The organism is Endobacterium cereale, assembly GCF_009617585.1.
Lineage (GTDB): Bacteria > Pseudomonadota > Alphaproteobacteria > Rhizobiales > Rhizobiaceae > Neorhizobium > Neorhizobium cereale.
Map to the genome: position 1 here is coordinate 60,409 of NZ_WIXI01000045.1, position 26,684 is coordinate 87,092.

29 protein-coding genes are annotated in these 26,684 nt (G+C 60.5%); 14 read left to right on the plus strand and 15 right to left on the minus strand.

Annotated features, from left to right (window positions below):
* The first annotated feature begins 183 nt into the window (after positions 1-183).
* The 3 genes from GAO09_RS15645 to arsC all read left to right on the plus strand — a co-directional run bounded on the left by GAO09_RS15645 (position 184) and on the right by arsC (position 1,858).
* Positions 184-363, plus strand: a complete 180-nt coding sequence (locus GAO09_RS15645) for a hypothetical protein (RefSeq protein WP_153354949.1) — start codon at positions 184-186, stop codon at positions 361-363.
* A 137-nt stretch (positions 364-500) separates the two neighbouring features.
* Positions 501-1,406, plus strand: coding sequence for a dihydrodipicolinate synthase family protein (locus tag GAO09_RS15650; RefSeq protein ID WP_153354950.1), 906 nt, complete (start codon positions 501-503; stop codon positions 1,404-1,406).
* Positions 1,407-1,435: 29 nt separating this feature from the next.
* Positions 1,436-1,858: an arsenate reductase (glutaredoxin) gene (gene arsC, locus GAO09_RS15655; protein WP_153354951.1), complete on the plus strand. Its 423-nt coding sequence runs from the start codon at positions 1,436-1,438 to the stop codon at positions 1,856-1,858.
* Between the two features lie 42 nt (positions 1,859-1,900).
* On the opposite strand, the gene GAO09_RS15660 is transcribed toward arsC, so the two are convergent.
* From GAO09_RS15660 to GAO09_RS15670, 3 genes are read right to left on the minus strand one after another with little or no spacing between them, the layout of a single operon-like run.
* Entirely contained in the window at positions 1,901-2,125 is a 225-nt protein-coding gene (locus GAO09_RS15660; RefSeq protein WP_153354952.1) for a hypothetical protein, read from the minus strand.
* Positions 2,109-2,507, minus strand: coding sequence for a hypothetical protein (locus GAO09_RS15665; RefSeq protein WP_153354953.1), 399 nt, complete (start codon positions 2,505-2,507; stop codon positions 2,109-2,111). Before GAO09_RS15665 ends, GAO09_RS15660 begins: the two co-directional genes overlap by 17 nt.
* Positions 2,504-4,006: a protein adenylyltransferase SelO gene (locus tag GAO09_RS15670; RefSeq protein ID WP_153354954.1), complete on the minus strand. Its 1,503-nt coding sequence runs from the start codon at positions 4,004-4,006 to the stop codon at positions 2,504-2,506. The genes GAO09_RS15665 and GAO09_RS15670 overlap by 4 nt, the downstream gene beginning before the upstream one ends.
* Positions 4,007-4,185: 179 nt before the next feature.
* Between GAO09_RS15670 and GAO09_RS15675 the strand changes: the two genes are divergently transcribed.
* A complete protein-coding gene (locus tag GAO09_RS15675; protein ID WP_153354955.1) occupies positions 4,186-4,608 on the plus strand; it encodes a SufE family protein in 423 nt (140 codons plus the stop codon).
* Between the two features lie 391 nt (positions 4,609-4,999).
* On the opposite strand, the gene GAO09_RS15680 is transcribed toward GAO09_RS15675, so the two are convergent.
* The 3 genes from GAO09_RS15680 to GAO09_RS15690 form a co-directional block, all read right to left on the minus strand.
* Entirely contained in the window at positions 5,000-5,812 is an 813-nt protein-coding gene (locus GAO09_RS15680) for a DUF6456 domain-containing protein (RefSeq protein ID WP_153354956.1), read from the minus strand.
* Positions 5,805-6,215 (minus strand): helix-turn-helix domain-containing protein, encoded by a 411-nt coding sequence (locus tag GAO09_RS30090; protein WP_153354957.1) that lies wholly within the window; start codon positions 6,213-6,215, stop codon positions 5,805-5,807. The genes GAO09_RS15680 and GAO09_RS30090 overlap by 8 nt, the downstream gene beginning before the upstream one ends.
* Before the next feature lie 286 nt (positions 6,216-6,501).
* On the minus strand, positions 6,502-6,930 hold the full coding sequence (locus tag GAO09_RS15690) for a Ros/MucR family transcriptional regulator (RefSeq protein ID WP_153354958.1): 429 nt from the start codon (positions 6,928-6,930) through the stop codon (positions 6,502-6,504).
* Between the two features lie 705 nt (positions 6,931-7,635).
* Here GAO09_RS15690 and msrB point away from each other — a divergent pair.
* Positions 7,636-8,043, plus strand: coding sequence for a peptide-methionine (R)-S-oxide reductase MsrB (gene msrB / locus GAO09_RS15695; RefSeq protein WP_153354959.1), 408 nt, complete (start codon positions 7,636-7,638; stop codon positions 8,041-8,043).
* Between the two features lie 55 nt (positions 8,044-8,098).
* Here msrB and prmB read toward each other — a convergent pair whose 3' ends face one another.
* Positions 8,099-9,010 carry a 50S ribosomal protein L3 N(5)-glutamine methyltransferase gene (gene prmB / locus GAO09_RS15700; RefSeq protein WP_153354960.1) on the minus strand — a complete coding sequence of 304 codons (912 nt, stop codon included), beginning with the start codon at positions 9,008-9,010 and terminating at the stop codon, positions 8,099-8,101.
* A gap of 178 nt (positions 9,011-9,188) precedes the next feature.
* On the opposite strand from prmB, the gene GAO09_RS15705 reads away from it, so the two are divergent.
* Positions 9,189-10,028: a pseudouridine synthase gene (locus tag GAO09_RS15705; protein WP_153354961.1), complete on the plus strand. Its 840-nt coding sequence runs from the start codon at positions 9,189-9,191 to the stop codon at positions 10,026-10,028.
* A 150-nt stretch (positions 10,029-10,178) separates the two neighbouring features.
* A complete protein-coding gene (locus GAO09_RS15710; RefSeq protein ID WP_209018728.1) occupies positions 10,179-11,723 on the plus strand; it encodes an EF-hand domain-containing protein in 1,545 nt (514 codons plus the stop codon).
* 51 nt (positions 11,724-11,774) lie between these two features.
* Here GAO09_RS15710 and GAO09_RS15715 read toward each other — a convergent pair whose 3' ends face one another.
* Complete coding sequence (locus GAO09_RS15715) at positions 11,775-12,617, minus strand: SDR family oxidoreductase (RefSeq protein WP_410768920.1); 843 nt, start codon at positions 12,615-12,617, stop codon at positions 11,775-11,777.
* Positions 12,618-12,738: 121 nt separating this feature from the next.
* Here GAO09_RS15715 and GAO09_RS15720 point away from each other — a divergent pair, with 121 nt between their 5' ends.
* The 3 genes from GAO09_RS15720 to GAO09_RS15730 all read left to right on the plus strand — a co-directional run bounded on the left by GAO09_RS15720 (position 12,739) and on the right by GAO09_RS15730 (position 16,083).
* Positions 12,739-13,653 carry a LysR family transcriptional regulator gene (locus GAO09_RS15720; RefSeq protein WP_153355212.1) on the plus strand — a complete coding sequence of 305 codons (915 nt, stop codon included), beginning with the start codon at positions 12,739-12,741 and terminating at the stop codon, positions 13,651-13,653.
* A gap of 100 nt (positions 13,654-13,753) precedes the next feature.
* Positions 13,754-14,746, plus strand: a complete 993-nt coding sequence (gene galE, locus GAO09_RS15725; protein WP_153354963.1) for a UDP-glucose 4-epimerase GalE — start codon at positions 13,754-13,756, stop codon at positions 14,744-14,746.
* Between the two features lie 170 nt (positions 14,747-14,916).
* Positions 14,917-16,083 (plus strand): acyltransferase family protein, encoded by a 1,167-nt coding sequence (locus GAO09_RS15730; RefSeq protein WP_153354964.1) that lies wholly within the window; start codon positions 14,917-14,919, stop codon positions 16,081-16,083.
* Positions 16,084-16,095: 12 nt separating this feature from the next.
* Here GAO09_RS15730 and GAO09_RS15735 read toward each other — a convergent pair whose 3' ends face one another.
* Positions 16,096-16,788 carry a pentapeptide repeat-containing protein gene (locus GAO09_RS15735; protein ID WP_235938198.1) on the minus strand — a complete coding sequence of 231 codons (693 nt, stop codon included), beginning with the start codon at positions 16,786-16,788 and terminating at the stop codon, positions 16,096-16,098.
* Between the two features lie 89 nt (positions 16,789-16,877).
* Positions 16,878-17,888 carry a hypothetical protein gene (locus GAO09_RS15740; RefSeq protein ID WP_153354965.1) on the minus strand — a complete coding sequence of 337 codons (1,011 nt, stop codon included), beginning with the start codon at positions 17,886-17,888 and terminating at the stop codon, positions 16,878-16,880.
* 187 nt (positions 17,889-18,075) lie between these two features.
* Here GAO09_RS15740 and GAO09_RS15745 point away from each other — a divergent pair, with 187 nt between their 5' ends.
* A complete protein-coding gene (locus tag GAO09_RS15745) occupies positions 18,076-19,029 on the plus strand; it encodes an MBL fold metallo-hydrolase (RefSeq protein ID WP_153354966.1) in 954 nt (317 codons plus the stop codon).
* A 4-nt stretch (positions 19,030-19,033) separates the two neighbouring features.
* On the opposite strand, the gene GAO09_RS15750 is transcribed toward GAO09_RS15745, so the two are convergent.
* Together GAO09_RS15750 and GAO09_RS15755 are read right to left on the minus strand one after the other, a co-directional pair.
* Positions 19,034-19,948 (minus strand): DUF1499 domain-containing protein, encoded by a 915-nt coding sequence (locus tag GAO09_RS15750; protein ID WP_153354967.1) that lies wholly within the window; start codon positions 19,946-19,948, stop codon positions 19,034-19,036.
* A gap of 111 nt (positions 19,949-20,059) precedes the next feature.
* Positions 20,060-21,634: a VOC family protein gene (locus tag GAO09_RS15755; RefSeq protein WP_153354968.1), complete on the minus strand. Its 1,575-nt coding sequence runs from the start codon at positions 21,632-21,634 to the stop codon at positions 20,060-20,062.
* Between the two features lie 60 nt (positions 21,635-21,694).
* Here GAO09_RS15755 and GAO09_RS15760 point away from each other — a divergent pair, with 60 nt between their 5' ends.
* Entirely contained in the window at positions 21,695-22,252 is a 558-nt protein-coding gene (locus tag GAO09_RS15760) for an NADPH-dependent FMN reductase (protein WP_153354969.1), read from the plus strand.
* 23 nt (positions 22,253-22,275) lie between these two features.
* Here GAO09_RS15760 and GAO09_RS15765 read toward each other — a convergent pair whose 3' ends face one another.
* Positions 22,276-22,707: a plasmid maintenance toxin (PemK-like) gene (locus GAO09_RS15765; protein ID WP_153354970.1), complete on the minus strand. Its 432-nt coding sequence runs from the start codon at positions 22,705-22,707 to the stop codon at positions 22,276-22,278.
* Complete coding sequence (locus tag GAO09_RS15770; RefSeq protein ID WP_153354971.1) at positions 22,694-22,972, minus strand: type II toxin-antitoxin system Phd/YefM family antitoxin; 279 nt, start codon at positions 22,970-22,972, stop codon at positions 22,694-22,696. The genes GAO09_RS15765 and GAO09_RS15770 overlap by 14 nt, the downstream gene beginning before the upstream one ends.
* Positions 22,973-23,153: 181 nt before the next feature.
* Between GAO09_RS15770 and GAO09_RS15775 the strand changes: the two genes are divergently transcribed.
* Entirely contained in the window at positions 23,154-23,426 is a 273-nt protein-coding gene (locus tag GAO09_RS15775; RefSeq protein WP_153354972.1) for a hypothetical protein, read from the plus strand.
* A gap of 251 nt (positions 23,427-23,677) precedes the next feature.
* A complete protein-coding gene (locus GAO09_RS15780; protein WP_153354973.1) occupies positions 23,678-23,965 on the plus strand; it encodes a type II toxin-antitoxin system RelE/ParE family toxin in 288 nt (95 codons plus the stop codon).
* Here the strand turns inward: GAO09_RS15780 and ppdK are convergent.
* Positions 23,957-26,632: a pyruvate, phosphate dikinase gene (ppdK, locus tag GAO09_RS15785; protein WP_153354974.1), complete on the minus strand. Its 2,676-nt coding sequence runs from the start codon at positions 26,630-26,632 to the stop codon at positions 23,957-23,959. The genes GAO09_RS15780 and ppdK overlap by 9 nt on opposite strands.
* Positions 26,633-26,684 lie beyond the last annotated feature (52 nt).

Consider the following 26,684-nt stretch of genomic DNA (forward strand, 5'->3'; position numbering starts at 1 on the left):
CACAAACCCATCAAAAACCGGAATTCTTCTGCCGGAGAGTGCAAAACCGCAACTCTCCGACCATGCACAAACCCTATCAAACGACCGTCACGCCGTCAAGGATTATTTTCCTATCGGCTCTATTTTGTCACTCGCCATACATCGCCCCTTGCAGAGCCAAACCGCGCTGCACACATCCAGATCATGGAAAAAGCGAGGACAATTCTGGCGACCATCCTCAGCACCCTGGGTCTCGCCGGCGGCCTGTTTCTCGGGTTCGCACTCGCCGGCCCGCTCGGCGCCCTGACTTTTGCACCCGTCGGCGCTCTGCTTGGTCTTTTCGTCGGATCGTGTCCACTCACCTGTCTGTCCTTGCTGGATTAAGCTGCCTGAAAGGCGTGGAAGCGCGAGCCTTTGACGGCTGGCACCTCGATTTCCGCCGCTTGCACATCGCGCCCAATCCCGCATAGTGGCCGCACCTGCCTGCTTCGCCCTCGTCTCCGCCGCAAAAGGTGCCGCCCATGCCAAAGCCGCTGCCGCTGTTTACCGGCCTTTCCGCCTTCCCGCTCACGCCTGCGGATGAAGCGGGTCGCGTCGATACGGATGCCCTTCAGGCCCTTCTCGCCCGTATCATTGATGGCAAGGCGAATTCCATCGGCCTTCTCGGCAGCACCGGCGTTTATGCCTATCTTACCCGTGAAGAACGCCGCCGCGCCATTTCGGCCGCCGTTGAAGCCGTCTCCGGCAAACTGCCGATCATTGCCGGTATCGGCGCAATTCGCACTGACGCGGTGCAGGCGCTTGCCCGGGATGCGGCAGAGGCCGGGGCCGACGCGCTGCTTCTCGCCCCCGTTTCCTATACACCGCTGACGGAGGAAGAGGCGTATCAGCACTACGCCACGGTCGCCGCCACCACCGACCTTCCGCTTTGCATCTACAACAACCCGTCCACCACGCATTTCAGCTTCAGCGAAGATCTGCTTGCCCGCCTGTCGAAGATCGGCACCATAAAGGCGGTGAAAATGCCGGTGGCCAAGGACCTTGCCTTCGCAGCCGAAATCACGAGCCTGCGCGAAAAGGCGAAAGAGGATTTCGCGATCGGTTACAGCGGCGACTGGCACGCCGGCTCGGCCCTGCTTGCCGGTGCCGATGCCTGGTTCAGCGTGGTCGGTGGTCTGTTGCCGCATCCGGCCGCCGCTCTCACCAAGGCGGCGCTCGCAGGGAACGAGGCCGAAACCGCCCGCATCTATGCCATGTTCGAACCGCTCTGGGTGCTGTTTCGCGCGCATGGCAGCCTGCGTGTCATCTATGCCGCCGCCAACCTTCTCGGCCTCACCAAAGCCCGGCCACCGCGCCCCATCCTTCCCCTGCCCGACACGCTCCTGCCGGAGATCGAAAAGGCGATCGCCGCCCTGCCGGAACGGTGAAACAAACCCTTTTGAGCGAAAACACACCCATGCACGCCAGAATCTACCACAACCCGGCCTGCGGCACCTCGCGCAACACGCTGGCGCTGATCCGCAATGCCGGCATCGAACCCGAGATCATCGAATATCTGCAGACGCCACCGACCCGTGCCGAACTGATGGAGATGATCTGGAACGCCGGCCTTTCAGTGCGCGAAGCGATCCGCGAAAAGGGCACGCCCTATGCCGATCTCGGCCTCGGCGACCCGGTCCTCTCCGACGATGCCCTTCTCGACGCCATGCTGCAAAACCCGATCCTCATCAACCGCCCCTTCGTGGTGACGGAGCTGGGCACACGCCTCGCCCGCCCCTCCGAGCTGGTGCTGGATATTTTGCCGGACACCCACAAGGGGCCGTTTTCGAAAGAGGATGGGGAAGAGGTGATCGGCGCGGATGGGAAAAGGCTGCGGTAGAGAGCATGACGGGAGACTGCAGTTCTGACTGCGATCTCCCGTTCATCCGGCGGCCTCAAGACCGATGACGAGCCGGTTGCCCATCGCCGATATTGCGGCTTCAAGCGTGGCAATATCGGTGCCATGCATAGGGTCCAGAATTCTGCGGACCTGCTTTTCATCCTTGCCCAGACGACGGGCAAGTTCGGTTCGGGTGAGGCCCGCACCCTCGAAGGTTTCCAGATCGGACGCATCTGTGCGACTGGCAATATCAATCGGAGATCGCAACACCGGTAGGCATCACGCTGATCGCTAACGGCCGAAACGACAGCACGACAAACTTCTGGCGACCGACATCGCGAAAATCGTGCAGGAAAAACGCCAGTTCCCAAACATCGCAGTCAGTCCCACTCGGCCCCAGACGTGAAATTTCGCCATCCTGCCCCGCAGCAAAACCGCTGAACGGTGGCGCAACACCGCCCGCATCCAGCGCAATCGCAATGCGCATACCCAGTTGCACATCACCAAACCGGCACAAGTCAGCATCCGGCTGGTTCAGCGCCAGAACTTCGGTCGAAAGCATCATGATGGCGTCATCGATCGCATAATCGACCAATGTACCGCCACCAAACGCGAAGCCGCGCAAAGCATCGATCGGCGAAATACTCACGTCCCGCAAAACGTCCGCAACACCCGCTGATCCACAGTCGGCGGCGCCATCAGGTCGGCAAATTCCGGCTGGTCCTCATAGGGCTTTTCCAACGCCTTGGTCAGCCGCTCGAAAAAGCTGAAATCGCCGTAATTGCCCGCCGCGATCGCTTCTTCGATCCGGTGGTTACGGGCAATGATCGCCGGGTTTTTCGCGCGCATCGCCGCCCGCTGCGTCTCCGTACCACGCCCATCCCGCTCCAGCCTCTGCCGCCATTGCACCAGCCATGCCACTGCTGACGCCTTGACCGTCACACCGGCCTCCATCGGCGCATCCGAAAAACCATCCAGAAACGCCGCATCACCTTCCGGCGTCACCGCATCGGCCAGCCGTCGAAACGCCAGCGTAAAATCCGCTTCGCCCTTGTGCATGACGGCAAGCAGCCCCTGCACCAGTTCGCCATCACCTTCCTCGTGGCCCGACAAACCGATCTTCTCTGAAAACTCGGCAAGCCACGCGGCCTGAAACCGTTCGCCAAAATCCTTCAGCATATCATTGGCGGCCTCCACCGCCTTCTCCTCGTCGGCATCCAGCAATGGCAGCAGGCATTCGGCCAGCCGCGCGATATTCCACTGGGCGATGCCCGGCTGGTTGCGATAGGCATATCGCCCCTGCGCATCGATCGAGGAAAACACTTTCGTCGGGTCATATTCGTCGAGAAAGGCACAAGGCCCGAAATCGATCGTTTCGCCCGAGATCGTCATGTTGTCGGTGTTCATCACCCCATGGATAAAACCGACACCGAGCCAACGCGCCACAAGCTGCGCCTGCCGGATCGCCACCTGCTGCAAAAGCGCAAGATACGGGTTCTCCTGCGTTTTCAGGTCCGGATAATGCCGCTCGATCACATAATCGGCCAAAACCTTGATGCCGTCCGTGTCACCTCGCGCGGCAAGATATTGGAACGTGCCGATGCGCACATGGCTCGCCGCCACGCGCACGAAAACCGCGCCCTGCTGCGGCGTCTCGCGATAGACAGCCTCGCCGGTCGCCACCGCTGCCAGCGCCCGTGTTGCCGGAATGCCGAGTGCCGCAAATGCTTCGGAAACGATATATTCCCTGAGCACCGGCCCAAGCGCCGCACGCCCGTCACCCCGCCGTGAAAACGGTGTCGGCCCCGCGCCCTTCAGCTGGATGTCGCGGCGTTTGCCGTTCACGTCGATCACTTCGCCCAGCAGGATCGCGCGTCCGTCGCCCAGCTGCGGCACGAAATTGCCGAACTGGTGGCCGGCATAAGCCATGGCGATCGGCTCGGCGCCCTGAGGCAGGACATTGCCGCCAAAGATCGCCGCCAGCCGGTTTTCATCGGCACCGGCTCCAAAACTCTCGTCATCCAGCCGCAGCTCGCGCGCCAGATCCTCGTTGAATTTCAGAAGCTTTGGCCCTTCCACCGCTTCGGGATAAACGGAGGCGTAAAACCGTTCCGGCAGGCGGGTATAGCTGTTGTCGAAATGGAACATGAAAAACCTCCGGCGCGATCGATCGGCTCTCCCGAATATGGGAAATGCCGTGGCTTTCGCAACCACGCATGCCAGGCATCCAAAACCGCATTCAGGTTTGGCTCATCCTGGTTTTGCCCATTTTGGCTTTGCCGGGCGCCGATCATCCCTATATGAAGCGGTCAAAAGCAGGAGCGCATATGGCCAGCCTCGAAACCATCATCGACGACTTTGCCTTTCTCGACGATTGGGAAGACCGTTACCGCTACGTCATCGAACTCGGCAAGGCGCTGCCGGACCTGCCCGAGGAGAAGCGCGACGCCCGTTACAAGGTCAACGGCTGCGCCAGCCAGGTCTGGCTCGTCAGCCATGTCGCCGATGATGCCGCAGACCCGGTCATGACCTTCGAGGGCGACAGCGACGCCCATATCGTGCGCGGCCTCGTCGCCATCGTGCTGGCCGTCTATTCCGGCAAAAAAGCATCGGAGATTTCCAAAACCGACGCGATCGAAATCTTTGACCGCATCGGCCTTGTCGAAAACCTCTCCTCCCAGCGCGCCAACGGATTGCGCTCCATGGTCAAGCGCATTCGGGAAGAAGCTTTGGCGCTGGCCCCCGCTTGAGGCGGGGTTTGAGATAGCGCCTATCCTCACGCGTGCGGCAGGGCGATTGCATTGAAATAAAGCTCCCCTACAAGCGCAAAGCTACCGCATATGGAACCGCGAGGGAGCACCCAGCCGGCCTCCCCCCTTGAGGGGACGCGAAGAGCGGGTGGAGACCCGTGGCTCCAGTCCGACAGGACAGAGCGGAGGCCCCTGGCGCAAATGTCGCTTGTCTCATCTCAGCCGCACCATCGCTCATCCCCTCTCTCACCTTTCGGTCGAATCCCCCCAAGGGGCGAGATCGTAGGCAATACGCCGTCTCCCACCCGAGTGTTGACACCATCTCCCCCATCAAATGGGCAGAAGGATCTACATGCCCATAGCTTGCCGTATGCGCAGGGAAGCAATCACCTCACATCCGCGGCCGAAAATCGCCATCGCCCCAATGATGCCGTCGCCTGCCCTCCGCCACCGGCGGCGCGTAGTGCCGGGCAAGTGCCAGTAACGCCGCCCTCAGCATCAGCTTGGCAGACCGCGCCGGCCAAGACCTTTCACGCTCCACCACTTCCAGCCCTTTCGAAAAACAGCAGACATCCATCGCGACGCCGGAAAGCTCCGGCCCCATCGCCTCCACCGCCCGGGCAAAGCGGTCACGCGCGGCCATGGCGCTATCGCTGATCTCGGTCCCGCCTGCCCCGCGCCTACCACCGCCGGTCTCCAGCCGCGGCTCCCAGGAGGCGGTGATCCGTGGCTGCATCTGCGCGCGGGTGAAGTCGGCGGCCAGCCGTTCGCCCGCATCAAACGCTGCAACGGACAGGAACGGCTCGCCGCCGCGATCCTTCAACCTTGCCAGAGGTGCCAGCGGCGATTCCTTCAGGTTGCGGCTCACCCTCTGCCGCGCTCCTTCCACCAGCGCCGTCTCTTCCACCATGTCGCGATGCTGGCCGGCAAACTCCGCCTCGCCATCCGCGAGCGCCCGGCGCAGAAACGCCGAGGCAGCAGGTGTTGCCGCAATGGTTTGGTCGCGGCGCATAACCAGCCCGCGCGACACGCCAAAAGCCAGCATGGCGGGATTGAAATCCGCCCCCTCACCCTGCCGTTCAAGCCGCACCGCCCTCATGTTCTCGGCCACGATCCGGCACTCACCGCGCAACAGCATGCGCAACAGTTTCAAAAGCGCCTTTCGGCCGGCTTTTTCGCCCGTTTTCTCCGTATGATCAGGCATAAGCCACCTCCTCCATGCGCCCGAAAGCCGCCAGCGCCATGCGCTCCACACAGGCGACAAACGCGTCGAACAACGGATCGTCGCGGCGGTCCTCGGTCAGATGGCATGCATGGCTGACGGTCGAGCGGTCCCGCCCGCAGGCATCGGCGATACCGCCCATCGGCATGCGCAGCGCCACATGGCACACATACATGGCGATCTGACGCACATGGCAGGCGATCCGCCTCCTGTCGCGCAGTTCCGCCATCTGGCCGCTCGCCAGCACCAGCGCCTCCCACACCAGAAGGCGCACGCCGCGGCAGATGCGCTTGAACGACACCCCGACCCACGCCGAACTTGGCGGCGGCAAAGGGGTTTGAACCGGGCATGTGCCGGTGATGCGAATGGAAAATTCCGTCTGCATGAATAGCTCCCATCAACACATAGGAATATATTCACATATCTATAACAGGCAATCGTAAAAAGGCAAATTCTACGATTCTGACCGCATCCTTTGATCTGCCTAGGATATTTCTATTTCCGATAAAAAATAAAGGATTATTTTCCTCATAAAAGTTCTGGTCAATAAAAAACCGGGCTCGGATCGTTGGATCCTGCCCGGCATGTTCTTGTCTGCAAAAATGCAAAAGGCAACTCACAGGCCGGATCGCACCCCAGCGATCACGAACCCGCAACAGGCTTATTGCGTCTTATTTGGCGCGCTTGCGGCGCTGTCCGAGGCCCATTTCCTTGGCGAGGCGCGAACGCGCTTCGGCATAGGCCGGTGCAACCATCGGATAGTCTGCCGGCAGGCCCCACTTTTCGCGGTATTCTTCCGGCGTCATGTTGTAATGCGTCATCAGGTGACGCTTCAGCGACTTGAACTTCTGGCCGTCTTCCAGGCAGATCAGGTAATCGTCTTCGATAGACTTCCTGATCGGAACCGGCGGCTTCGGCTTTTCGACCGCAGCAGCAACGGGTGCCGGCGAAGACGTGTTGCTCAAAGCAGAATGCACGTCCGTGATCAGACCGGTGAGATCACCAACCTGAACAACATGATTGCTGACGTAGGCCGAGACGATATCCGCGGTCAATTCCACGAGAAGATCCTGGCCCTTGTCGGATAGGGTTTCTGTCATACTAGTCTCCTGTTCCATCCATAGACAGCCGCGACAAGCGAACTGCCTTCGTAGAACGCGATGGCCGCTTGTTATTGCATGCCGTGTCCGCAAGGACTGAGATCCACCCCTAGATCTCCAACAGGCAATAAAGCCATGCCACCTGAAATTGACAATGTCTCAGATTTTCCCTTCAGAGTAGAAGATCACCGGCCCATCCGAGAAAGACAACGGTAATAATCCGAATATACTGAGGGCAATCGAGAGTTAAATCAAATTCAGCGCTCTACTGACGAAGGAAGTAGCACTGTTTTTTGAGAAGTCCAATTGCATTTTGCAAATTTTGACTACAAACCAAGTCATCCTTCGTTTTTTTAGGCTTTACTGAAAGAAAGACATGACCACGTATTCGCCAGCAATAGAAATGCGGCGAAATTCTGTCCTATTGGCGCGATTAATTCTGGTTAATTCGCTTAATATCGTGATTAATCAATGCGAAAGGCGCGCAACCACTCCCACGGGCGCCCTTACTCTCCCCGAGACGCCGTCCTACCCCGCTCAAACGTGACTGATTCGGCAAAGACATGCACCATTTTTCGACACTTTTCCCCGGCCAGCCGGGGCGCGCCATTTCAGCGCGGTGCATTTTCTTGACAGCAAACATCAGCCTGCACTTTTCCACAGCGCCTGCCGTTCCTATCTAAAGTCAAAACGAAAGGAACCGGCATGTCCGATGTCAAAGGCGGAAAAGTTGAGAAAAGCGAGGCGGAATGGCGCGAGCAGCTGACGCCGGAACAATATTACATCCTGCGTCAGGCGGGCACAGAACGCCCGTTTACCGGCCCCTATTGGGACAGCAAGGAAAAGGGTCTTTATCGCTGCGCCGCCTGCGATGAGCCGCTCTTCATCTCCGATACCAAGTTCGACAGCGGATGCGGCTGGCCGAGTTACTTTGCACCGGTGAAGGACGATGCTGTCATCGAGCTTCGCGATACTTCGCATGGCATGGTGCGCACAGAGATCCGTTGCGCCAATTGCAACGGCCATCTCGGCCACGTTTTCCCGGACGGCCCGCCGCCGACCGGTCTGCGTTACTGCATCAACGGCCATTCGATGGTTTTTGAACAGGCTTGAGATGCTTGAACAGGATACGAAAACGGCTCCTAATGGAGCCGTTTTTAAGTGATGTTTATTCGACGCCGAGTGCTTCAGCGGAAATCCAGAAAACCGCATCCTGCGATTCCGCCGTCTCCACCCAGAAGAAGTCCAGATGCGGATATTCTTCCTCGAGGATTTCGCGGCCCGAGCCGATCTCGCACAGCATGCCTCCCTCGGGATTGAGGTAATTGGCCGCGTCATCGAGGATTTTTCGAACCAGATCGAGACCATCCTCACCGCCATCATGCGCCATCGCCGGTTCGGCCTGATGTTCGGCCGGGAAACCAGCCATCGAGGCATGGTCGACATAGGGCGGGTTGGTGATGATCAGGTCATAGGTCTTGCCGGCCAGCGGCGCGAAAAGATCACCCTTGTAGAGCGATACCTGCTCGGCCACTTCGTGATCGGTCACGTTGATCTTGGCGACTTCCAGCGCCTCGCTTGAAAGATCGACGGCATCCACTTCCGCATTCGGGAAAAATTTTGCGGCAAGCACCGCAAGGCAGCCTGAACCGGTGCAGATATCCACCGCGCTCGTCACCTGGAACGGATCGGGCAGGAAGGACGAGCCGTTTTCGCCGAGATATTCGGAAAACAGGATTTCGCCGATATGCGAACGCGGCACGATCACCCGCTCGTCGACGAAGAAACGCACGCCCTGGATATAGGCGTGATTGGTGATGTAGGAGGTCGGCTTGCGGCTCGTGACGCGCAGATCGATGCGCTCGGCCAGCAATTGCCGTTCATGCGGCAGAACCCGGGCATCGAGAAACGGATCGAGCGTGTCGATCGGCAGGTTCAGACTGTCGAGCAGAAGGAAGGCGGCATCGTCACCGGCGGTCGTCGTGCCATGGCCGAACCCAAGCTCGGCGGCATTGAAGCGGGAGATCGCATAGCGCCAGTAATCGCGCAGCGTCACGAGTTCTGTTGTGATGTCGGCCATGGTAGCGCGGTCTCTCGTTGGGGAATGACAAATGTTTTCTCGTCCTTCGCCATTGGAGGCTGGACGGAACCGGCATTAGAATGGCAAGGGCCGCAAGGTCAACCGAAACTGCCACGAGTGATGTAACCGGTGATCTAACCTGTGACGGCCCTATGATCGGGATTTTGGATAAAAGCGCATGAAGAACAGCCGCCGTCCCGGCACAAAACCGGCAGCGAAATCAGGGCAGAGACCGCAGCGAAACCCGGCGCCAGGACCCGCCGCGAAAGCCCCGGCCAAAAAACCGGACGGCCAGCGCGTCACGCTCCCCCGCGCCCTCTCCAAACTCGGCTACTGTTCGCGCACCCAAGCCGAGGAACTGATCCGCAACGGCCATGTCGCGGTCGGTGGCAAGACGATCACCGACACGGAAGCCTGGATCGATCTCGCCACCGCAAAAATCAGCGTCGATGGCAAAGCGGTGGCGGCGGAAACATTCGTCTACCTCATGCTCAACAAACCCCGCGGCCTCGTCACCACGCGCCACGATCCGCAGGGCCGCCCAACCGTGTATGACTGCCTCAAGGACCACGACAACGCCCACCTCTCGCCGGTCGGTCGGCTGGACAAGGCAAGCGAGGGCCTGCTCCTCTTTTCCAACGACACACAATTCGCCAACGCCCTGCTCGATCCGAAAACCCATGTGGCAAAGACCTATCACGTGCAGATCGACCGCCTGCCCGACGCCGCAACACTGGAAGCGCTGCGCGAGGGCGTCACCCATGACGGCGAGTTCCTCTCCGCCCGCCGCGTCGAGCTTCTGCGCGAGGGCGACAGGAACGCATGGCTGGAGATCGAACTCATTGAGGGCAAAAACCGCCAGATCCGCCGCATGCTGGAAAGTCTCGACATCTCGACGTTGAGGCTGGTGCGCGTGGCGATCGGCGAGCTGCTGCTCGGCGAACTGGAGAAGGGCGCTGTGCGGGCGCTGACGCAAGAGGAACTGGCGGCGTTGAAGCCGCAAAGCGGCGGCGGGTAACGCAGCCGCGGTTGGCCGGACATGATGTCGCACCACGACGCTGGCGACACGTCAGGATTGTTTTTTCTTTTCGATTGTCACACTCTCGACGCGATCTTGCGGGCATGGAAACATGGCCGTGCGACGGCATATTCTGGGTGGGGAAAGACCATGGTTTTACGCGGGCTTGCTTATGCGGGCGTCATCATGCTGGCCAGCGTCGGCATCGCTTGTGCACAGTCGTCCATTCAGCCCACAGCAACCAATCCCCGCCCCGCCCCACCCATCAGATCGCCGGCCGATCCGCTGCGCGTGGAGCTTGATTATCGTGAAGCGCATGTCTCGGCGATCCTGCAACTGCTCAGGTCCACTGCCGCCGATCGACAAACGCTGACCCAAGCCGATATCGACCGTCTGGCCGCCCGCACGCGCGGCGCACGCAAGGCAGAGCTTCTCACCGCTTTCTTCATGCTCGATCTCAACGGTAACAACATGCTCGAGAGGCAAGAACGGCAAACGCCGCCGCCGGAGGCGACCACTTCCCTACTCGTCAACACCATGGCGGCGGATACGGACGGCGACGGCATGATCAGCCTGATCGAGGCCAGCAATTTTCTCGAAACGCCCGCTTTGGAGCATGCCTCGGCAGCGCACAGCACAGTCGCCATCCGGCAGCTTCTGGCGCTTGACCCGAACAAGGATGGCAAGCTCACGGTTGATGAACTGGAGGCTCTGGCGCTCGCATCCTTCGCCAAGGTCGACAAAGACGGCGACGGCATCGTCACCAAGCAGGAACGCGGCGCGGCAGCCCACGCCGACTTCATGGCCGCCCCCTCGAACCCGGCTGCGGACCTACGTTGCACCCCACCGAAGCTCGAAGCCAATCAGAGACTGTACGTCGTCTCCACCCGTGATAGCGGCACCTTATCCAACACCTCCGTTGCCGGACAGGACATGGAGACGCAAACCACCACCATCGACATCGCCGATGGCGACCACCCCATCTACCTTGCCGTGTCGTCCCAGATCGCAATGATATGGCGCATTACCGGTCGAACCGACCGCGTCGCCCGATTATTCGGGTCGGCGAGCGATGGCGTCGGCGTCACCGGCATCGCGAAAGACAAAGTCACGCTGGTCAACGACCGGCCATGCTTTTTCTACGGCGGCATGACCCCGCCAAAAGCCAGCATCCGACGCATGTCCGAACTTTTCGGAAATGAGCCTGAAGGCATTGTATCGAGTCACAGATCTGATCACCTGAGCCTGCCGGACGATTTTATGGAGCGAAACAGCAAAATCGCCATGGAAGGCCAGGCCCCACCGAACTTCACCCTTGAAGGATTACGGCAACCGACCGACGGAAAAGATCTCGAGCCTGCACTGACCTTTCTCCAGAGTATCAGTCCCGGAGGCATCGCCGATATCGACCCCTCACAGGTCGTTTCCCAGGGCCGGGCGGAACGATATCAGGTCCTGCCGCAGCAGGCCGGAATGCTGCAACTGCTTCTGGACGGGTCGATCAAACCCATCGACCAAAACCTCCCCGGTCGACGGCGCTATCGTGTCGTCAAGGAATTTCCCCGGTTTCCGGCTGAACTGAAAAGTGTCGATTTTGTCTCGTTCATTTTTCCGGCAAACATAAAACTGCCCGAAGGCGATCCCGGTTTCTCTTCCGTTACCGTCGAGCCATCGGCCGCAGCGGCCACACCATAAAGCGTCACCGGACGGCGATGGGAACGACAGCAGATGGGGACTTTATCCCCCTTATTCCATCGCCAGCGTCACCGCCTTTTGCGCCTCCAGTTCCTCGAGCCTTTCCTGCAGGGCCGCGCGGATCGCAAAATAGCTGCTGGTACCGAGCACCAGCCGCTTCGGCGCCTTCTCCTGCCCGGCCACTGCAATCATCGCATCGGCCATCTTCTCCGGGTCGCCGGTCACGGCAAAACTGCCGTCGGAAACGCCACGGCGCACGGCACCCGCCGGCGTATCCTCATAGACCGCCATCGGCTGCGCCGTCACAAGGCCCCGGCCGAAATCTGTCTTGGTCGGCCCCGGTTCAACCAGCGTGATGCCGATGCCGAAGGGCGCCACTTCCTGCGCAACGGATTCGACAAAACCCTCGATGCCCCATTTGGTGGCGTGATAGAGCGAGAAATTCGGATAGGCGATCTGCCCGCCCTCGGACGACACTTGCAGAATGCGACCCGCACCCTGCCCGCGCAGATGCGGCAAGGTCGCGCGGATCAGCTCGATCGAGCCAATCAGGTTGGTATCGATCTGGTGGCGGATCTGCTCGCTGCTCGCTTCCTCCGCGGCGCAGAACAGGCCGTAGGCCGCATTGCTCACCACCACGTCGATATGCCCCAGCTCAGTAAAGGCGCGATCCACCGTCGCCTTCACGGCGGTCACATCCGTCAGGTCCATGGAAGCGATCCACAGGCGGTCGCCATACCGGTTCTTGAGATCGTCCAGCACGCCCGGCTTGCGTAGCGTGGCCGCCACGCGATCGCCACGCGCCAGCAGTTTTTCGGTCAGAATGCGGCCAAAGCCGGAGGACGTGCCGGTGATGAACCATGTGCGTTGCGCGGTCTTGCTCATGTCAGTCATGATCTTATCCTTGGTTTGCGACGTGATTGCCGCCTTCAAGGGATAGATAGACCCTCGTGATTGATGTTATAATCCGCGCAAACCTGCATGAACCGGTGAAAATTCCCCATGAATGAGCACCATGCCTGAACGTCCGTCCCTTTCCGATCTTGACGCCTTTATGGCCATCGTATCGCATCGCAGTTTTCGCAAGGCTGCGGACGAACTCGGTCTGTCACCCTCGACGCTCAGCCACATGATGCGCGGGCTGGAAACCACGCTCGGCGTACGGCTTCTGAACCGCACCACCCGCAGTGTCGCCCCCACCGAAGCCGGTGAGCGGCTGGCCTCGCAATTGCGGCCGGCCCTGTCGAGCCTTGATCGGGCACTGGCCGTGATCGACGATTTTCGCAGCCGGCCGAGCGGCGTGTTGCGCATCAACGGCGGTGAACCGGCCATCCGCTATCTGGTCCAGACCGTCGTGCCCGAGTTTCTTGAGCGTTTTCCGGAAATCGCCCTCGATCTCGTCACCGATGGCCGCTTCACTGATATCGTCGCCGAAGGTTTCGATGCCGGCGTACGGCTCGGTTATGCAGTGCCGCAGGACATGATCGGCGTGCCCTTCGGCGGCCGCGCCCGCTTCGTCACGGTGGCCTCACCGGCATATCTTGAAAAGCGCGGCACGCCGCAAACCCCGGACGATTTGAAGAACCATTCCTGCATCCGCCTGCGCATGCCGAGCGGAAAACTTTTTCGCTGGGAATTCGAACGGCACGGGCAGGAAGTGGTCATCGATGTGCCGGGCGCGCTCACACTCGACCATCTGGAAACCATGGCGGAAGCGGCGACCAGAAACCTCGGCATCGCCTATCTGCCGCAACTGGTGGCCGCTCCCTATCTTGAACGCGGCGCGCTTCTGCCCGCGCTGGAAGACTGGTGTCCGTGGATGGACGGGCTGATGCTCTATTACGCCGGCCACCGCCACGTGCCGCCGCCGCTCAGGGCCTTTATCGATACGCTTAAGGAAGTGGATCGCAGGGCGGCGGTGGATCGGTAGTTTTTCTCCGTTTTGCTTACAATCGATCAATCTAATGCACGTATAAACCACCACATATTCCACTAGGCCCCCAAAAGGTCGGCAAAAGGGTTTTGCAAGCATGGCGGTTCTCGTCACCGGCGGTGCGGGTTATATCGGCAGCCACATGGTCTGGGCACTGCTCGACCACGGCGAGGACGTGGTCGTCATCGATCGTTTGTCCACCGGCTTTGGCTGGGCTTTGGCACCCGAGGCAAAGTTCTACGAAGGCGATATCGCCGACCGCACGCTGCTTCGGAAAATCTTCGAAACCCACGCTATCGACGCCATCATCCATTTCGCCGGCTCGGTCGTGGTGCCGGATTCGGTGCGTGATCCGCTCAGCTATTACGAAAACAACACCGTCAAATCGCAGGCGCTTATCTCTGCCGCCGTCGAGGCCGGCGTACCGCATTTCGTGTTTTCCTCCACTGCCGCCGTCTACGGCACGCCGCAGGATGCCGCGCCGGTTCTGGAGGATTCCCCACTCAGGCCGGAATCGCCCTATGGTTCCTCCAAGCTGATGACCGAGATCATGCTGCGCGATACGGCGGCCGCCCACCCTTTCACCTATACGGCCCTGCGTTATTTCAACGTCGCCGGCGCCGATCCGCGCGGCCGCACCGGCCAGTCGACGGCGGGCGCCACCCACCTCATCAAGGTCGCCTGCGAAACGGCCTTGGGCCGCCGCTCCAAATTGCAGATTTTCGGCAACGACTACCCCACGCCGGATGGTACCTGCGTCCGCGATTACATCCATGTCAGCGACTTGACCGACGCCCACCTGAAAGCCCTGCAGCGCCTGCGCGCCGGCGAGAAATCGCTTGTCGCCAATTGCGGTTATGGTCGCGGTTTTTCGGTGCTTGACGTGGTTGACTGCGTGCGCCGCCTTTCCGGCCGCGATCTTGCCGTCGAAACGGTCGGCCGACGTCCGGGCGATGCCGCCTTCGTTGTCGCCGACGCCTCGGTGGCGGCCAACGAACTCGGCTGGAAACCGGTGCATGACGATCTCGATTTCATCATCCGCACGGCGCTCGCCTGGGAAGATCATCTGGGGAAGCGCAACGAGCGATAGGAACATACCGCCATTCCACGCAGGCGGGAACGTGCGCATCCATACGCAACCTGAAGCACCAAAACCACAGAGCTATATTTTCTGAAAAAGAATAGCGTTTCACCTGCTGCGCAAGTTTGATTTTTCCGAGCATTTGTCAATAATCCGCCATCTCCCACGAGGTGGACGGCATGGCAGCCAATCAGGAAAGACTGGAATTTGCCAACACGTTGCGCGGCCTTGCCGCTCTTCTGGTCGTGATAGCCCATACCGTTCTGATGTTCTGGGATAAAAAAGACCGCGCCTTTGTTGCCTTTCTCACCAATGCGATCCCCCTTCCGGTCGAAACGCACTCGGCCCCCTTCGTCATTTCGCTCGTCAATCGAGCCATGGCCTATACCGGTATCGCGCCCGGCGCCCTGGGGGTCGCCATCTTTTTCCTGATCAGCGGGTTTGTCATTCCGGTTTCGCTGCGCTCGAATAGTGTTCCGGCGTTTCTGACGGGCCGCATTTTTCGTATCCTGCCCGTCTATATGGTTGGTTTCTCGATCACCTTGCTCGCCATCTTCTGGTCGGGAAGTACATTCGGCAAACCCTGGCCGTTCACCTTCGCAGAAGTTGCGATCCACTATGTCCCCGGTCTGCGCGACCTGCTGTGGTCGCGATCCATAGACGGCATTTCATGGACGCTGGAAATTGAGGTGAAATTCTACATCGTCCTCGCCATCTGTGCATGGCCTCTGCGCCGTCTGTCGCCGGCGATCTTCATCGTGCCGGTGGTGCTGTGCCTTGCCGGAATGGCGATCTGGAACATTCCTGAAGCAGTGAAGCCGGCCGGAAGCCTTTATTTTCTGTTTCTGGGCTTGCCGCGCTGTTTTGCCTATATTGCCTACATGTTCTGCGGCGTGTTGTTCTATTACGTCCATGTCGGCAGCATATCGCGAAACGCCGCAGTCATCCCCATGATCGGCCTGCTGGCGCTGTCTGGAGTAACGTTAAGACATACGGCGGTCAGCGAATTCGCGTCATTCATAAATTACGCGATAGCGATCCTGATTTTCGCCTTGGCTTTCCGCTACAGGCGAAGTTTCAGAGCGGGTGCACTGACCGGTTTTCTCGCCGATATCAGCTATCCGCTTTATGTCGTTCATTCGATCGCGGGATATGTTCTAATGCGGGCACTCGTTGACGTCGGCATGCCAGCCATGCTGGCCACCGGCAGCACTGTTCTTGCCTCCATCCTGTGTGCATGGCTTATCCATATCGCCGTCGAAAAACCTGCTCGCGACTACGGAAAACATCTGGCGAAAACCATGACGCGTTTCGCCAGACCCGCAGATCCACGCGCCGCAGCCTGACAGGCGCCGCCCTTACCGCACTTTCAAGCCCAGTTCGGCCAGCAGCAGCCCCGCCTGATCCTTTGAAATCGTCGCGCCCTTGAACTTTTTGGCATCGATCAGCCGCAGGCCGCCGAGGTCGGCACCGCGCAGGTCCGCGCCGTCGAAACGGGCATCCACCAGCCCGGCATCCCGCAAACTGCAACCGGAAAAAACCGCCTTGCGAAAATCGCAGCCGGTCAGATCGGCCATGCCGAAATCGAGCTTTTCCAGCCGCTCGTTGTTGAAGGAAAGCCCGCGCAGGCGCGCTGCCGAAAGAAGGGTTTCCCGAAACGACAGGCCGAGTTGACGGATGCGCGAAAAATCCGCGCCGGTCAGCTTGCAGCCCTCGAAACGCGTGTCATTGGCCTTCGCTTCGACAAAGGAAGCATTGTTGAAATCGCAGCCGGAAAATATTGCGTCCGTCAGGTCGGCGCCGGCAAAATCCGCATTCGCGCCACGGCAACCGGTAAACCTTGCGCCTTCCAGACCGGCACTGCGAAAATCCGTGGACGCCAGCCGGCAGTCTTCGAAACTCCAGCCGGGCATATCGAGACTGGCGAGATCGGCGCCATCCAGCGTGCAGTTTTTAAGCGTAACGGCCAGGCCATCGCGTGACCAGGCCCGCATGTCATCGGCTGAAAGGTCGCGATCACTGACGCCGAGTGTGGAATGCTTGGCGGTCATGGCGTTTCCTGTCATTTTTATCTTAAGACCATCACGACCTAGCTGATTCCGCGGCAGACGTCCAAGAGACCGGCCTTCGAGACCACCGCTCAGCTCTCGATATCGACCGACAGAAGAGTGCTATCAGACGCGAATTTCGCAGCAAACAGTTCGTCATCCATGCGTGGTGGCAGGATCGTATAATCCAGCGTCAAAGCCGCGCCGCCGCTCAGGTCAGGGGAAAGTGAGAAACATCCTCGCCTGAGAACGAGGGCCGCCGCAAAGCGTTCGAGAGGAATATCCGCCGGCCGGGTCGCATCCGGGAAAACCTTGGCCAACGCCAGCATCAAGGTCGGGCTGCCATATTCGAGCCGCTCCTCCAGCCATTGCTCGCGCAGTTCAGGTGGAAAACTCCGGCGCACCGTCCGATCCAGATCTTCCAGCGTTTCGGCCAGCGGCACGAAACCGTCCAGCATCGACGGCTCGAACTCGGCCAGAACGGCCGCATCCATGAAGAGATCGAACGGGATCTTTCGGCCGCCCGATGTGGTGGTGGCAAGTCGGGCTATCTCGTCCGGCTTGAAGCGACCGAAATACGCATGGCGACAACTGCCGCCCTTTGGCTGTGGAATGCTCTTTGGCAACTTGCCCAGCCCCTTCTCGACCTCATACGCAATGCCGCGAAACGTCCCGTCGGCATCGAACAGCGCCGCAAAGACCGGCGGAAAAAACATGATACCGGCATAGTTCCAGGCCGCCTCGTCGAGCGCGCGATATTGCAGGGCAAAGGGCTGACCCTGCGTAAAGTCCGGGGTCACCGACCAGGGCAAATCTCCTTCCCCGGCCATGATGGCGCCAACAAGCGCAAACTTGCCTGCGGAGGCCGGCCATGCTTGGAAATGACGGCGAACCGTGGCGTCATGGGCATCGAGCTTGCGGCAAAACGCTTCAAAAGCCGGCAGGATCGGTGTCAGCGCCTGAAAATGCTGCGCGGATGGTTCGCAACCGAATATGGCCTTGCAAATCATACCGGAGCGAAGCTCGGCCGGATGAAAAAGCAAGTTCCAGTCTTCGCAAACCACCTCGCCGAAGAAGGGATGACTGGCAATGGCAGGCGGCATCAAAAGACCTCATGGATGATCGGGCTCTGCGTAGATAGCGTGCGCGTCCGCCGCGTCGACAGGGGAAAACTTCCCTCTTTGCAACGCCCTGTGCGTTCCGATGCCACGCGCCCAACCCTCGCCCTGACCATCTCGCCCTCCCCATCCCGCCATGCTAGACCGCAGATCAGGCATGAAGGAGAAAACCATGGCGGACGATAACCGGACGGACGGCAAGACCTCTGCAGATACCGGCGACGTCAGCTTCGACCGCGAATTCGTGCCCGCCCATGGCAGCGCCGTCACCGTGGCAGCGGGCGTGCAGCGCATCACCTGCGGCAATGTCTCGCCCTTCACCTTTACCGGCACCAACAGCTATATCGTCGGCACCGGTTCCACCGTCGCGATGATCGACCCCGGCCCGCAGGACGAGACGCATTTCGACGCGCTGATGAACGCGCTCGGCCCCCGAAAACTCTCGCACATCCTTGTCAGTCACACCCACCGCGACCATTCCCCGCTTGCCCGGCGCGTGAAGGATGCAACCGGCGCTTTGATGGTAGCGGAAGGGCCGCACCGGGCAGCGCGGCCACTGCATGCCGGCGAGGTCAACCCGTTTGCCGAAAGCTCCGATACGGATTTCGTGCCCGACATCGCCCTTGCCGATGGCGCCACGATCGAAGGCGACGGCTGGTCGCTGACAGCGGTCCACACACCCGGCCACACCGCCAACCATGCCGCCTTCGCACTGGACGGCACCGGCATCCTTTTTTCCGCCGATCACGTCATGGCCTGGGCCACCACCATCGTTGCGCCGCCGGATGGCTCGATGGGCGATTTCATGGCCTCGGTCGAAAAGCTGCTCTCGCGCGATGATCGCATCTTTTTCCCCGGCCATGGCGGCCCGGTCACGGAACCACAATCATTTCTGCGCGGGCTTCGCACGCATCGGCGCATGCGCGAACGGGCGATCCTGGAACGCATCCGCGGCGGCGACCGGCTGATCTCGGACATGGTGAAGGTGATCTACGCCCGCACCGATATCCGCCTGCATGGCGCAGCCGCCCTTTCGGTTCTGGCACATCTTGAAGATCTCGTCGAAAAGGGTCTCGTTGCCACCGATGGTCCGCCGTCATTGATCGGCGAATACCGGGTGGCGTAAAACCTCAATCCACCGCCAGACCCAGCAATTCAGAATCCAGCGAGCGCAGAAAACTCTGGGCGATATCGGCGCTCAAACCGAGATCATGGCCGCCGTAACGCGAAGCGACACGCAGGTCCACCATGGTGGTTTCCGCTTCCTCGCGCAGCCGGATGACCACATCGAAACGCAGGCCGAGGATCAGCGTGCGCGTCTGCCCCTGCAGGATCACGTCACCGGGTCGGCCTATTTCCGGCTCGATGGGTTTGCCGGGCCGCAACTGGTCCGGGCGCGGCAGCGGGATCGGAATATTGTCCGGCACCGCGCCGGTTTCAGCACGCGTCTTCGGCGCCGGTTTTTCGGTAATGTCCGGTTCCACCAGCTCCATGCCATGGCGGCGATCGAGCGTGATACGTTCCGATTTGGCAACCTTGGCCACGGCTTCGTAGATGCGGTCGGCAGCGCCTTCATAGCGACGACCGGTCAGTTCCGGATAGGCGCTCAACTGCAATTGCCGGTCGCTCGGTGTCACCATCGAAGCGCGCTGCAGCCATTGCTGCTCGGCGCTCGGCTGGCGGATCCATACCGGCGGATCCTCGACATCGGTCGCGACATCATAAAGCGGCGGCGTTGAGAAATAGAGGCTCGCGGCAAAACCGACCAGAATGATCGGCGGTGCCGCATAGATCAGCGCCCGCGCCGCGGCAACGCCGCCTTGCGCACCCACCTGCCACAGACGCATGAGGCCGACCACCGCAAACAGCACGGCGACCATGGCGATCGCGGCGGAAAACAGAACGATGGCCGCGAAATCCGGCCCTGTCAGCGGGCCGAAACGGTGCGCCATCACAGCCAGCAGGAACAGCACAAGCGCCGCCAGACCTATGCGCCGGGAAGCAAAGGCCGACTGGGAAACGGGGCGGACGAAACGGACGGTCATGCAGGCTTTCCGGTTGCGGGCATGTCGGCTTTATAAGCGATCCCGGCTTTCAAGGAAATCGCAGGCGAGCAACAGGCGCGTGGGATCGACATGCCTCCCTATCGGCTGCGGTCATTTTTCAGTCCGCAGCCATTTGCCCACCACGCCACGATCCGCTTCCACGATATCGTGCCCTGCATCGACCGTCATCATCGTCACGTCCGCAGACCGCGCCGCCAGGATTTCCATCAGCTTCAAGGCCTCCGCCGCATACGAATCCTTGTCGCCCGCAACGATCAGCACGTCGGCTTCGGCATTCGACACATCCGCCGCCGGAACCTCACCTAATACCAATACCGGCCGCATCAGCACGGCACGGCGGATGACACCCGGATGCAGCAGCATCACGGCGGCCAGAAAGTTCGCGCCATTGGACTGGCCGACAAAGGTCGTCTTTTCCGGATCCACGCCATAGGCCTGTTTCAACTGGCCGACCATCTCAACAAAGGCTTCGGCTTCCGACGCGATATCCTTCTGGTCGAAGGAACCATCCTCGAAACGGCGGAAGAAACGCGGTACGCCCTCTTCGGTGGCGCGCCCCCGCACCGCCAGCAACATCGTATCGGGCGCCACCACGCGGGCAAATGGCAGAAGGCTGGTTTCGTTGCCACCGCTGCCATGCAGCAGAACCAGCGTCTGGTCGTCCGGCGTTTCGGGCATGACGATGCGATGCACGAAGGGCAGTTCGCGGTAACGGATGCGCGGCTCTCCCGGCAGGCTGAACTGCGGCAGCATGGCGCGGCTATCTGCCTCGCGATCCTGCCAATGCGGCGGAATGAACAGCGTCGTGCCGAGCGCTTCTTCACTTTCATCGAGCATGAAACCCGGCTCGTCCGTCGCAAATTCGATCAGCGCACCGCCCGGCTCGCGGGCGTAGAGCGAATAGAAATATTTGCGGTCATGCGCATTGGTCGGCGAACCGTCCGCCGCCTCGATGCGCTCGGCCACCCTGTGTACGGTGTCGATATCCGGTGCATTGAGCGCGATATGGTCGATCGTGCCGGTGCCGGGTGCGGCGGTCCAGAAGCCGGTCGCATCGCGGACATCGACAACGCCGCCCGTCGCTGAGGTCAACCGCGTCTGGCTGCCCTCGACCGGTCCGGTTTCCAGCCCGAAATTTGTCGTCAGAAACGCAATGGTTTCCGCCGGCTTTTCGGTGAGGATGGTGCCGTTGCGCAGCGCCACGATTGCATATTCTTCGGGGACCCCCTCACCCGTCCACGGTTTGCCGCCGAAAACGGAAAGATCCTCGACACCGATCAGTTTGATGATGATGCCGTCGGGATCTTTCAGGCGCAGTACCGGCTCGCCGAATTCCTGCGCCGGGCCTTGGGTGGAAATGCCGAATTGCAGGGCGCGCGTCAGCCAGAAACCGATCGCATCGCAGGAGACAGCCAGACCGATTTCATAGGGCGCACCATGGCCGACACGACCGGGCGAACCATCTTCCCAGGCGAGAAAGGTGACGAGCGAGCCGGGCGAGGAGATGGCATCGCCATAAAACAGGTGCAACTGCGTGGCATCCTCGAAACCGGCCGTGCGCTTGACCAGCCGCAGGCCCAGAAAACCGACGTAAAAATCGATATTGGCCTGAATGCTGCGGGTGATCGCCGTGATGTGATGCAGTCCGCTTTTGCCGCTGGTCATTGTCCCTCGCCTCCTGTCTCTCTATTTGACGGTTGTTATAACCAATCGGAGCGAAGACGCATGGTCAAACTTGTCGGAATCTCGGGCAGTCTCAGAAACAGATCGTTCAACACTTCGCTCTTGAATGCGGCATCGGAGCACCTGCCGGACGGCGTGATGCTGACAAAGGGTACGATTTCCGGCATCCCGCTTTACGACGGCGACCTTGAAGCAGCCGAAGGCATTCCGGAAGCGGTGACCGTGCTGAAACGGCAGATGGCGGAAGCCGACGGCGTCATCCTGTTCACGCCGGAATACAACAATTCCATTCCCGGCACCTTCAAGAATGCCATCGACTGGGTTTCGCGCCCACATCCCGAGATCGCTGACGTCTTCAAAGGCCGCCCGTTCGCCATCGCCGGCGCATCCCCGGGCAATTTTGGCACGCTCTTGAGCCAAAACGCATGGCTCACCGTACTGCACACGCTCGGCGCCGACGCGTGGTCGGGAAAGCGCCTGATGGTCGGCAATGCTGCCAAGGTGTTCGATGCCGATGGAAAGATCACCGACGAGGCGATCGCCAAGCGGCTTGCCGATTTCGTGGCCGGGTTTGCGGCGTATGTGGCGGCGAAGGGGTAGAGGCCAGTCTTGATCGGCCGGAATCACGGGCTGCGCGGAGTTGCCCGATGTTTTTGTCCGCGCGCCAGAGCAACGAACTTCGTTTTGATTTGCTCGAACAGCGCCGGCGGCAGCGGTCCGTAATAACCGCTGTCGCTATCGACAGTGCGGATATCCGGTCCCGGCCAGGCAAAACGGTTGCTTTCGGTCAACACGACCCATGAGCGTTCGTCATCCAATCCAAGGCGTCGTTTGGTTGCCGAAGGAATCTCGATCGCGTCATCCGCATCCGTCGGCGGCGTATGCGTTACGGGCAAAACGCGCACGACCGGGACGCCATCGGCCAGCGTGGCAACGATGGCCAGAACCAGTGTCGGGCGATCCTTGTCCCCCTCTTCGCGGCCCTGCAGATGCTGCCGATGCCAGAGGTAGGAATAGCGAAAGATCCAGCCTACCTTCGGTTCAGCCGGCAGCATTCTTGTCGGCCGTCAGTTCTGTATCGAAATCCTCGTTGCCCGGAGTCATTTGTGAAGCTTCGATGGCGGCAATGTCTTCGGCGCCAAGCTTGGAGGTCAACTCCACATGGCGGTCGCGTTTGATCAGACGCACATAATCTTCGTAGGCCATGAGCACCGTTTTCGGGCGGCCATTCCTGGTGATGATTACCGGTTCACGAATGGCGGCATCCTGATAAGCTCCGAAATTCTTGGAGACCGTCGCGGCCGTAACCTTGGATGACATGGGCATCTCCATTTTTCCGTAGAATACGGAATTTGCCGACAATTCGCAATTGCAGCGATGTTTGCACCTTTGAGCGACAATTTGATCGGGGAATACTGCACATCGGGCCCTGATTTGCGTTATTCTCCACCAACCGCTCGGGCGTTGTGTCGCCAGGCGACAACATCACGGAGTGCCCCTCATGCGTCCCCACCACCTTGTTCTTCTTACCGCCCTTGCCGGCACGCTCGCCTCCTGCCAGACGATGACACCGGAAGAACGGCGGGCGGCCAATGAGAGCAAATGCGTTGATTACGGTTTCAAGCCGCGCACGGAAGGCATGGCGCGCTGCCTGCTGGATCTCGACCTCGACCGCCGCGCGGACCTGCGCCAATGGCAGGATGAGGTCAACAACCGCCCCCGCTTTTATGGTCCGGTGATTGTGCAGCAGCCGGTCGTGGTGCGACCGAGGTAATCCGTGAATACACAACCAATGATTGCTTTTCTTCAGTGACAATCATGCCGGCTGATGTTATTGTTACGCCATGAAGACACGACCTGAAGCCATCACTCTCGATGAAGCGATCTCATTGGTTCAAGACGAACCGACGGCGGATGTTCTTGAGTGGCAGATGGAGCAGCTGAAACAGCGACACAGGGAAGCAGATGAAGGCCGTTTTGCCTCTTCGGACGCGGTGAAGGCCGTTATTCGAAAATTCGTCCCCAATGGATGAGATCGTCTGGCTGGACACAGCCTTGACGGACTTGGAGACCATCGGCACCTACATTGCACGAGAAAATCCCGCAGCTGCCGCAACCGTCATTTTCAGAATTGTCGGCGCGGTGTCCACTCTGTCATGGCACTCAAAGCTGGGCCGCTTGATGCCGGATGGAACGACGCGCAAACTGACGATTGCCGGAACGTCGTATGTTGCGTTTTATCGCATCAACGGTCGCATCGAAATTCTTGCGATACTCCATACCTCCCGCCGCTGGCCGCAACATTTAAGTTGAGGCCCGCACCCGGATCGCCGCCTGCGCCGCCGCAAGCCGTGCGATCGGCACGCGAAACGGTGAGCAGGAGACGTAATCCAGCCCCGCATCCTCGCAGAAGCTGATCGATGCCGGGTCGCCGCCGTGTTCGCCGCAAATGCCCAGCTTCAGGTCGCTACGGGTCCGCCTGCCGCGCTCCGCTGCAAGCTGGATCAGTTCGCCCACGCCTTCGAAATCGAGAGATACGAACGGATCGTGTTCGATGATACCCTTTCGCTGATAGGTCGGTATGAAGGTGGCGGCGTCGTCTCGCGAAATGCCGAAGGTGGTCTGTGTGAGATCGTTGGTGCCGAAGGAGAAAAACTCCGCCGTTTCGGCAATCACATGGGCGCGCAGGGCGGCACGCGGCAATTCGATCATCGTACCGGCCAAATAGGCGGTTGCGTTGCCCGTTTCCTCGGCGACGGATGCTGCGACGCGATCGATCACGCCCTTGACGTAATCCAGCTCGGCGCGCAGGCCGACCAGCGGCACCATGATTTCCAGGGCCACCGGCGCGCCGGTCTCGGCGGCGGCAGCATCGGCTGCTTCAAAGATGGCGCGGGCCTGCATTTCGGCGATCTCGGGATAAGAGATTGCCAAGCGACAGCCGCGATGGCCCATCATCGGGTTGAATTCGTGGATGGCATCGATGCGGCGGGCAAGGAAGCCCGGTTCCATGCCCATGGCTTCCGCCACATCGGCGATCTCGGCTTCGGTCTTCGGCAAAAACTCGTGCAGCGGGGGGTCGAGCAGGCGGATCGTCACCGGTAGGCCGGACATGATCGAGAACAGCTCGATAAAGTCGGAGCGCTGCATCGGCAGCAGCTTGTCGAGAGCGGCGCGCCGACCGGCCTCGTCTTCGGCCAAAATCATCTCGCGCATGACATGGATGCGCTCGCCTTCAAAGAACATGTGCTCGGTGCGGCAAAGACCTATGCCCTCGGCCCCGAAAGCGCGGGCGGCGCGGGCATCCTGCGGCGTATCGGCATTGGTGCGCACATCCATGCGCCGACACTTGTCCGCCCATTCCATCAGACGGCCGAAATCGCCGGAAAGCTCCGGCTGGATCATCGGCACCACGCCGGCCAGAACCTGCCCCGCCGATCCATCCAGCGTGATGATATCGCCGCGCTTCAGCACGACGCCACCAACGCCGAGCAGCTTGTCGTTGCGGGCATCGACACGGATCGAACCGGCGCCGACCACGCAAGGAATACCCATGCCCCGCGCCACGACAGCCGCATGGCTGGTCATGCCGCCGCGCGTGGTCAGAACGCCTTCGGCGGCATGCATGCCGTGAATGTCTTCCGGGCTGGTTTCGGTGCGCACCAGAATGACCTTGCGGCCTTCGGCTTCAGCAGCAATCGCCTCTTCCGAGGAAAACACGATCTCGCCGCTGGCCGCCCCCGGAGAGGCCGGCAGGCCGGAACCGATGACACGGCGCTGCACCTTCGGGTCGATGGTCGGGTGCAAAAGCTGGTCGAGCGAGGGCGGCTCGATACGACAGATGGCGTCTTCGTGGGTAATCACCCCTTCATCGACCATGTCGACGGCGATCTTCATGGCGGCGCGGGTGGTGCGCTTGCCATTGCGGGTCTGCAGCATGAAAAGCTTGCCGCGCTCCACCGTGAACTCGATATCCTGCATGTCGCGAAAATGCGCTTCCAGCGTGGTGCAGACGGCTTTGAATTCTGCAAACGCCTCCGGCATCAGCTTTTCCATCGAGGGTTTTTCGCCGCCGGTGGCAATGCGCCCCTCTTCGGTGATCGACTGCGGCGTGCGGATGCCGGCCACCACATCCTCACCCTGCGCATTCACCAGAAACTCGCCGTAAAGCGATTTTTCGCCGGTCGAGGGATTGCGGGTAAAGGCCACGCCAGTGGCCGAGGTGGAGCCGAGATTGCCAAAAACCATGGCCTGCACGCTGACTGCCGTGCCCCACTCCGCCGGGATATTGTGCAGGGTGCGAAAGGTGACGGCGCGCGGGTTCATCCAGCTGGCGAACACCGCCCCGATCGCCTTCCACAGCTGCTCATGCGGATCCTGCGGAAAGACCTCGCCAAATTCCTCCTCGATCATTTCCTTGTAACGCGACACGACGTGCTGCCATTCGACGGCGCTCATTTCGGTATCGTATTCGTGGCCGCACTGGGCCTTTTCGTCTTCCAGAATTTCCTCGAAAATCTCGTGATCGACGCCCATCACCACATCCGCATACATCTGGATGAAACGACGATAGGTATCCCAGGCAAAGCGCGCATCACCGGCATCATGGCCAAGCGCCTGAACCGTCTCGTCATTGAGGCCGAGATTGAGGACCGTATCCATCATGCCCGGCATGGAAGCGCGGGCGCCGGAGCGCACCGACAGGAGCAGCGGGCGCGTATCGCCGCCAAAGGTGCGGCCGGTTTCCTCCTCCATGGCGGCAAGGCCATCAAGCACCTGTTTACGCAGATCATCCGGAAGGGTCTTGCCGTTGCCGTAATACCAGCCGCAGACGTCGGTGACGATGGTCATGCCGGGCGGCACCGGCAGGCCAAGCGCCGCCATCTCGGCAAGGTTGGCCCCCTTGCCGCCGAGAAGCGCACTATCGGCGGCTCTCCCCTCCGCCGTGCCACCGCCGAAGCGGTATACCCATTTCGCCATGCCTGCTCTCCACCCGACGCGGGCCTGTTCTTGTCTTTTGCCAAAGGCTTAC

Bases quoted from the DNA above. Each gene is read 5' to 3' on its own strand.
- GAO09_RS15755 (WP_153354968.1), bottom strand. From the start codon at position 21,634: ATGACCAGCGGCAAAAGCGGACTGCATCACATCACGGCGATCACCCGC.
- GAO09_RS15730 (WP_153354964.1), top strand. From the start codon at position 14,917: ATGGCAGCCAATCAGGAAAGACTGGAATTTGCCAACACGTTGCGCGGC.
- GAO09_RS15650 (WP_153354950.1), top strand. From the start codon at position 501: ATGCCAAAGCCGCTGCCGCTGTTTACCGGCCTTTCCGCCTTCCCGCTC.
- GAO09_RS15670 (WP_153354954.1), bottom strand. From the start codon at position 4,006: ATGTTCCATTTCGACAACAGCTATACCCGCCTGCCGGAACGGTTTTAC.
- GAO09_RS15690 (WP_153354958.1), bottom strand. From the start codon at position 6,930: ATGACAGAAACCCTATCCGACAAGGGCCAGGATCTTCTCGTGGAATTG.
- GAO09_RS15765 (WP_153354970.1), bottom strand. From the start codon at position 22,707: ATGCTGCCGGCTGAACCGAAGGTAGGCTGGATCTTTCGCTATTCCTAC.
- GAO09_RS15720 (WP_153355212.1), top strand. From the start codon at position 12,739: ATGCCTGAACGTCCGTCCCTTTCCGATCTTGACGCCTTTATGGCCATC.
- ppdK (WP_153354974.1), bottom strand. From the start codon at position 26,632: ATGGCGAAATGGGTATACCGCTTCGGCGGTGGCACGGCGGAGGGGAGA.
- GAO09_RS15770 (WP_153354971.1), bottom strand. From the start codon at position 22,972: ATGTCATCCAAGGTTACGGCCGCGACGGTCTCCAAGAATTTCGGAGCT.
- GAO09_RS15780 (WP_153354973.1), top strand. From the start codon at position 23,678: ATGGATGAGATCGTCTGGCTGGACACAGCCTTGACGGACTTGGAGACC.
- GAO09_RS15750 (WP_153354967.1), bottom strand. From the start codon at position 19,948: ATGACCGTCCGTTTCGTCCGCCCCGTTTCCCAGTCGGCCTTTGCTTCC.
- GAO09_RS15705 (WP_153354961.1), top strand. From the start codon at position 9,189: ATGAAGAACAGCCGCCGTCCCGGCACAAAACCGGCAGCGAAATCAGGG.
- GAO09_RS15675 (WP_153354955.1), top strand. From the start codon at position 4,186: ATGGCCAGCCTCGAAACCATCATCGACGACTTTGCCTTTCTCGACGAT.
- prmB (WP_153354960.1), bottom strand. From the start codon at position 9,010: ATGGCCGACATCACAACAGAACTCGTGACGCTGCGCGATTACTGGCGC.
- msrB (WP_153354959.1), top strand. From the start codon at position 7,636: ATGTCCGATGTCAAAGGCGGAAAAGTTGAGAAAAGCGAGGCGGAATGG.
- GAO09_RS15710 (WP_209018728.1), top strand. From the start codon at position 10,179: ATGGTTTTACGCGGGCTTGCTTATGCGGGCGTCATCATGCTGGCCAGC.
- galE (WP_153354963.1), top strand. From the start codon at position 13,754: ATGGCGGTTCTCGTCACCGGCGGTGCGGGTTATATCGGCAGCCACATG.
- GAO09_RS15760 (WP_153354969.1), top strand. From the start codon at position 21,695: ATGGTCAAACTTGTCGGAATCTCGGGCAGTCTCAGAAACAGATCGTTC.
- GAO09_RS15740 (WP_153354965.1), bottom strand. From the start codon at position 17,888: ATGCCGCCTGCCATTGCCAGTCATCCCTTCTTCGGCGAGGTGGTTTGC.
- GAO09_RS15745 (WP_153354966.1), top strand. From the start codon at position 18,076: ATGGCGGACGATAACCGGACGGACGGCAAGACCTCTGCAGATACCGGC.
- arsC (WP_153354951.1), top strand. From the start codon at position 1,436: ATGCACGCCAGAATCTACCACAACCCGGCCTGCGGCACCTCGCGCAAC.
- GAO09_RS15680 (WP_153354956.1), bottom strand. From the start codon at position 5,812: ATGCCTGATCATACGGAGAAAACGGGCGAAAAAGCCGGCCGAAAGGCG.
- GAO09_RS30090 (WP_153354957.1), bottom strand. From the start codon at position 6,215: ATGCAGACGGAATTTTCCATTCGCATCACCGGCACATGCCCGGTTCAA.
- GAO09_RS15645 (WP_153354949.1), top strand. From the start codon at position 184: ATGGAAAAAGCGAGGACAATTCTGGCGACCATCCTCAGCACCCTGGGT.
- GAO09_RS15775 (WP_153354972.1), top strand. From the start codon at position 23,154: ATGCGTCCCCACCACCTTGTTCTTCTTACCGCCCTTGCCGGCACGCTC.
- GAO09_RS15735 (WP_235938198.1), bottom strand. From the start codon at position 16,788: ATGACCGCCAAGCATTCCACACTCGGCGTCAGTGATCGCGACCTTTCA.
- GAO09_RS15715 (WP_410768920.1), bottom strand. From the start codon at position 12,617: ATGACTGACATGAGCAAGACCGCGCAACGCACATGGTTCATCACCGGC.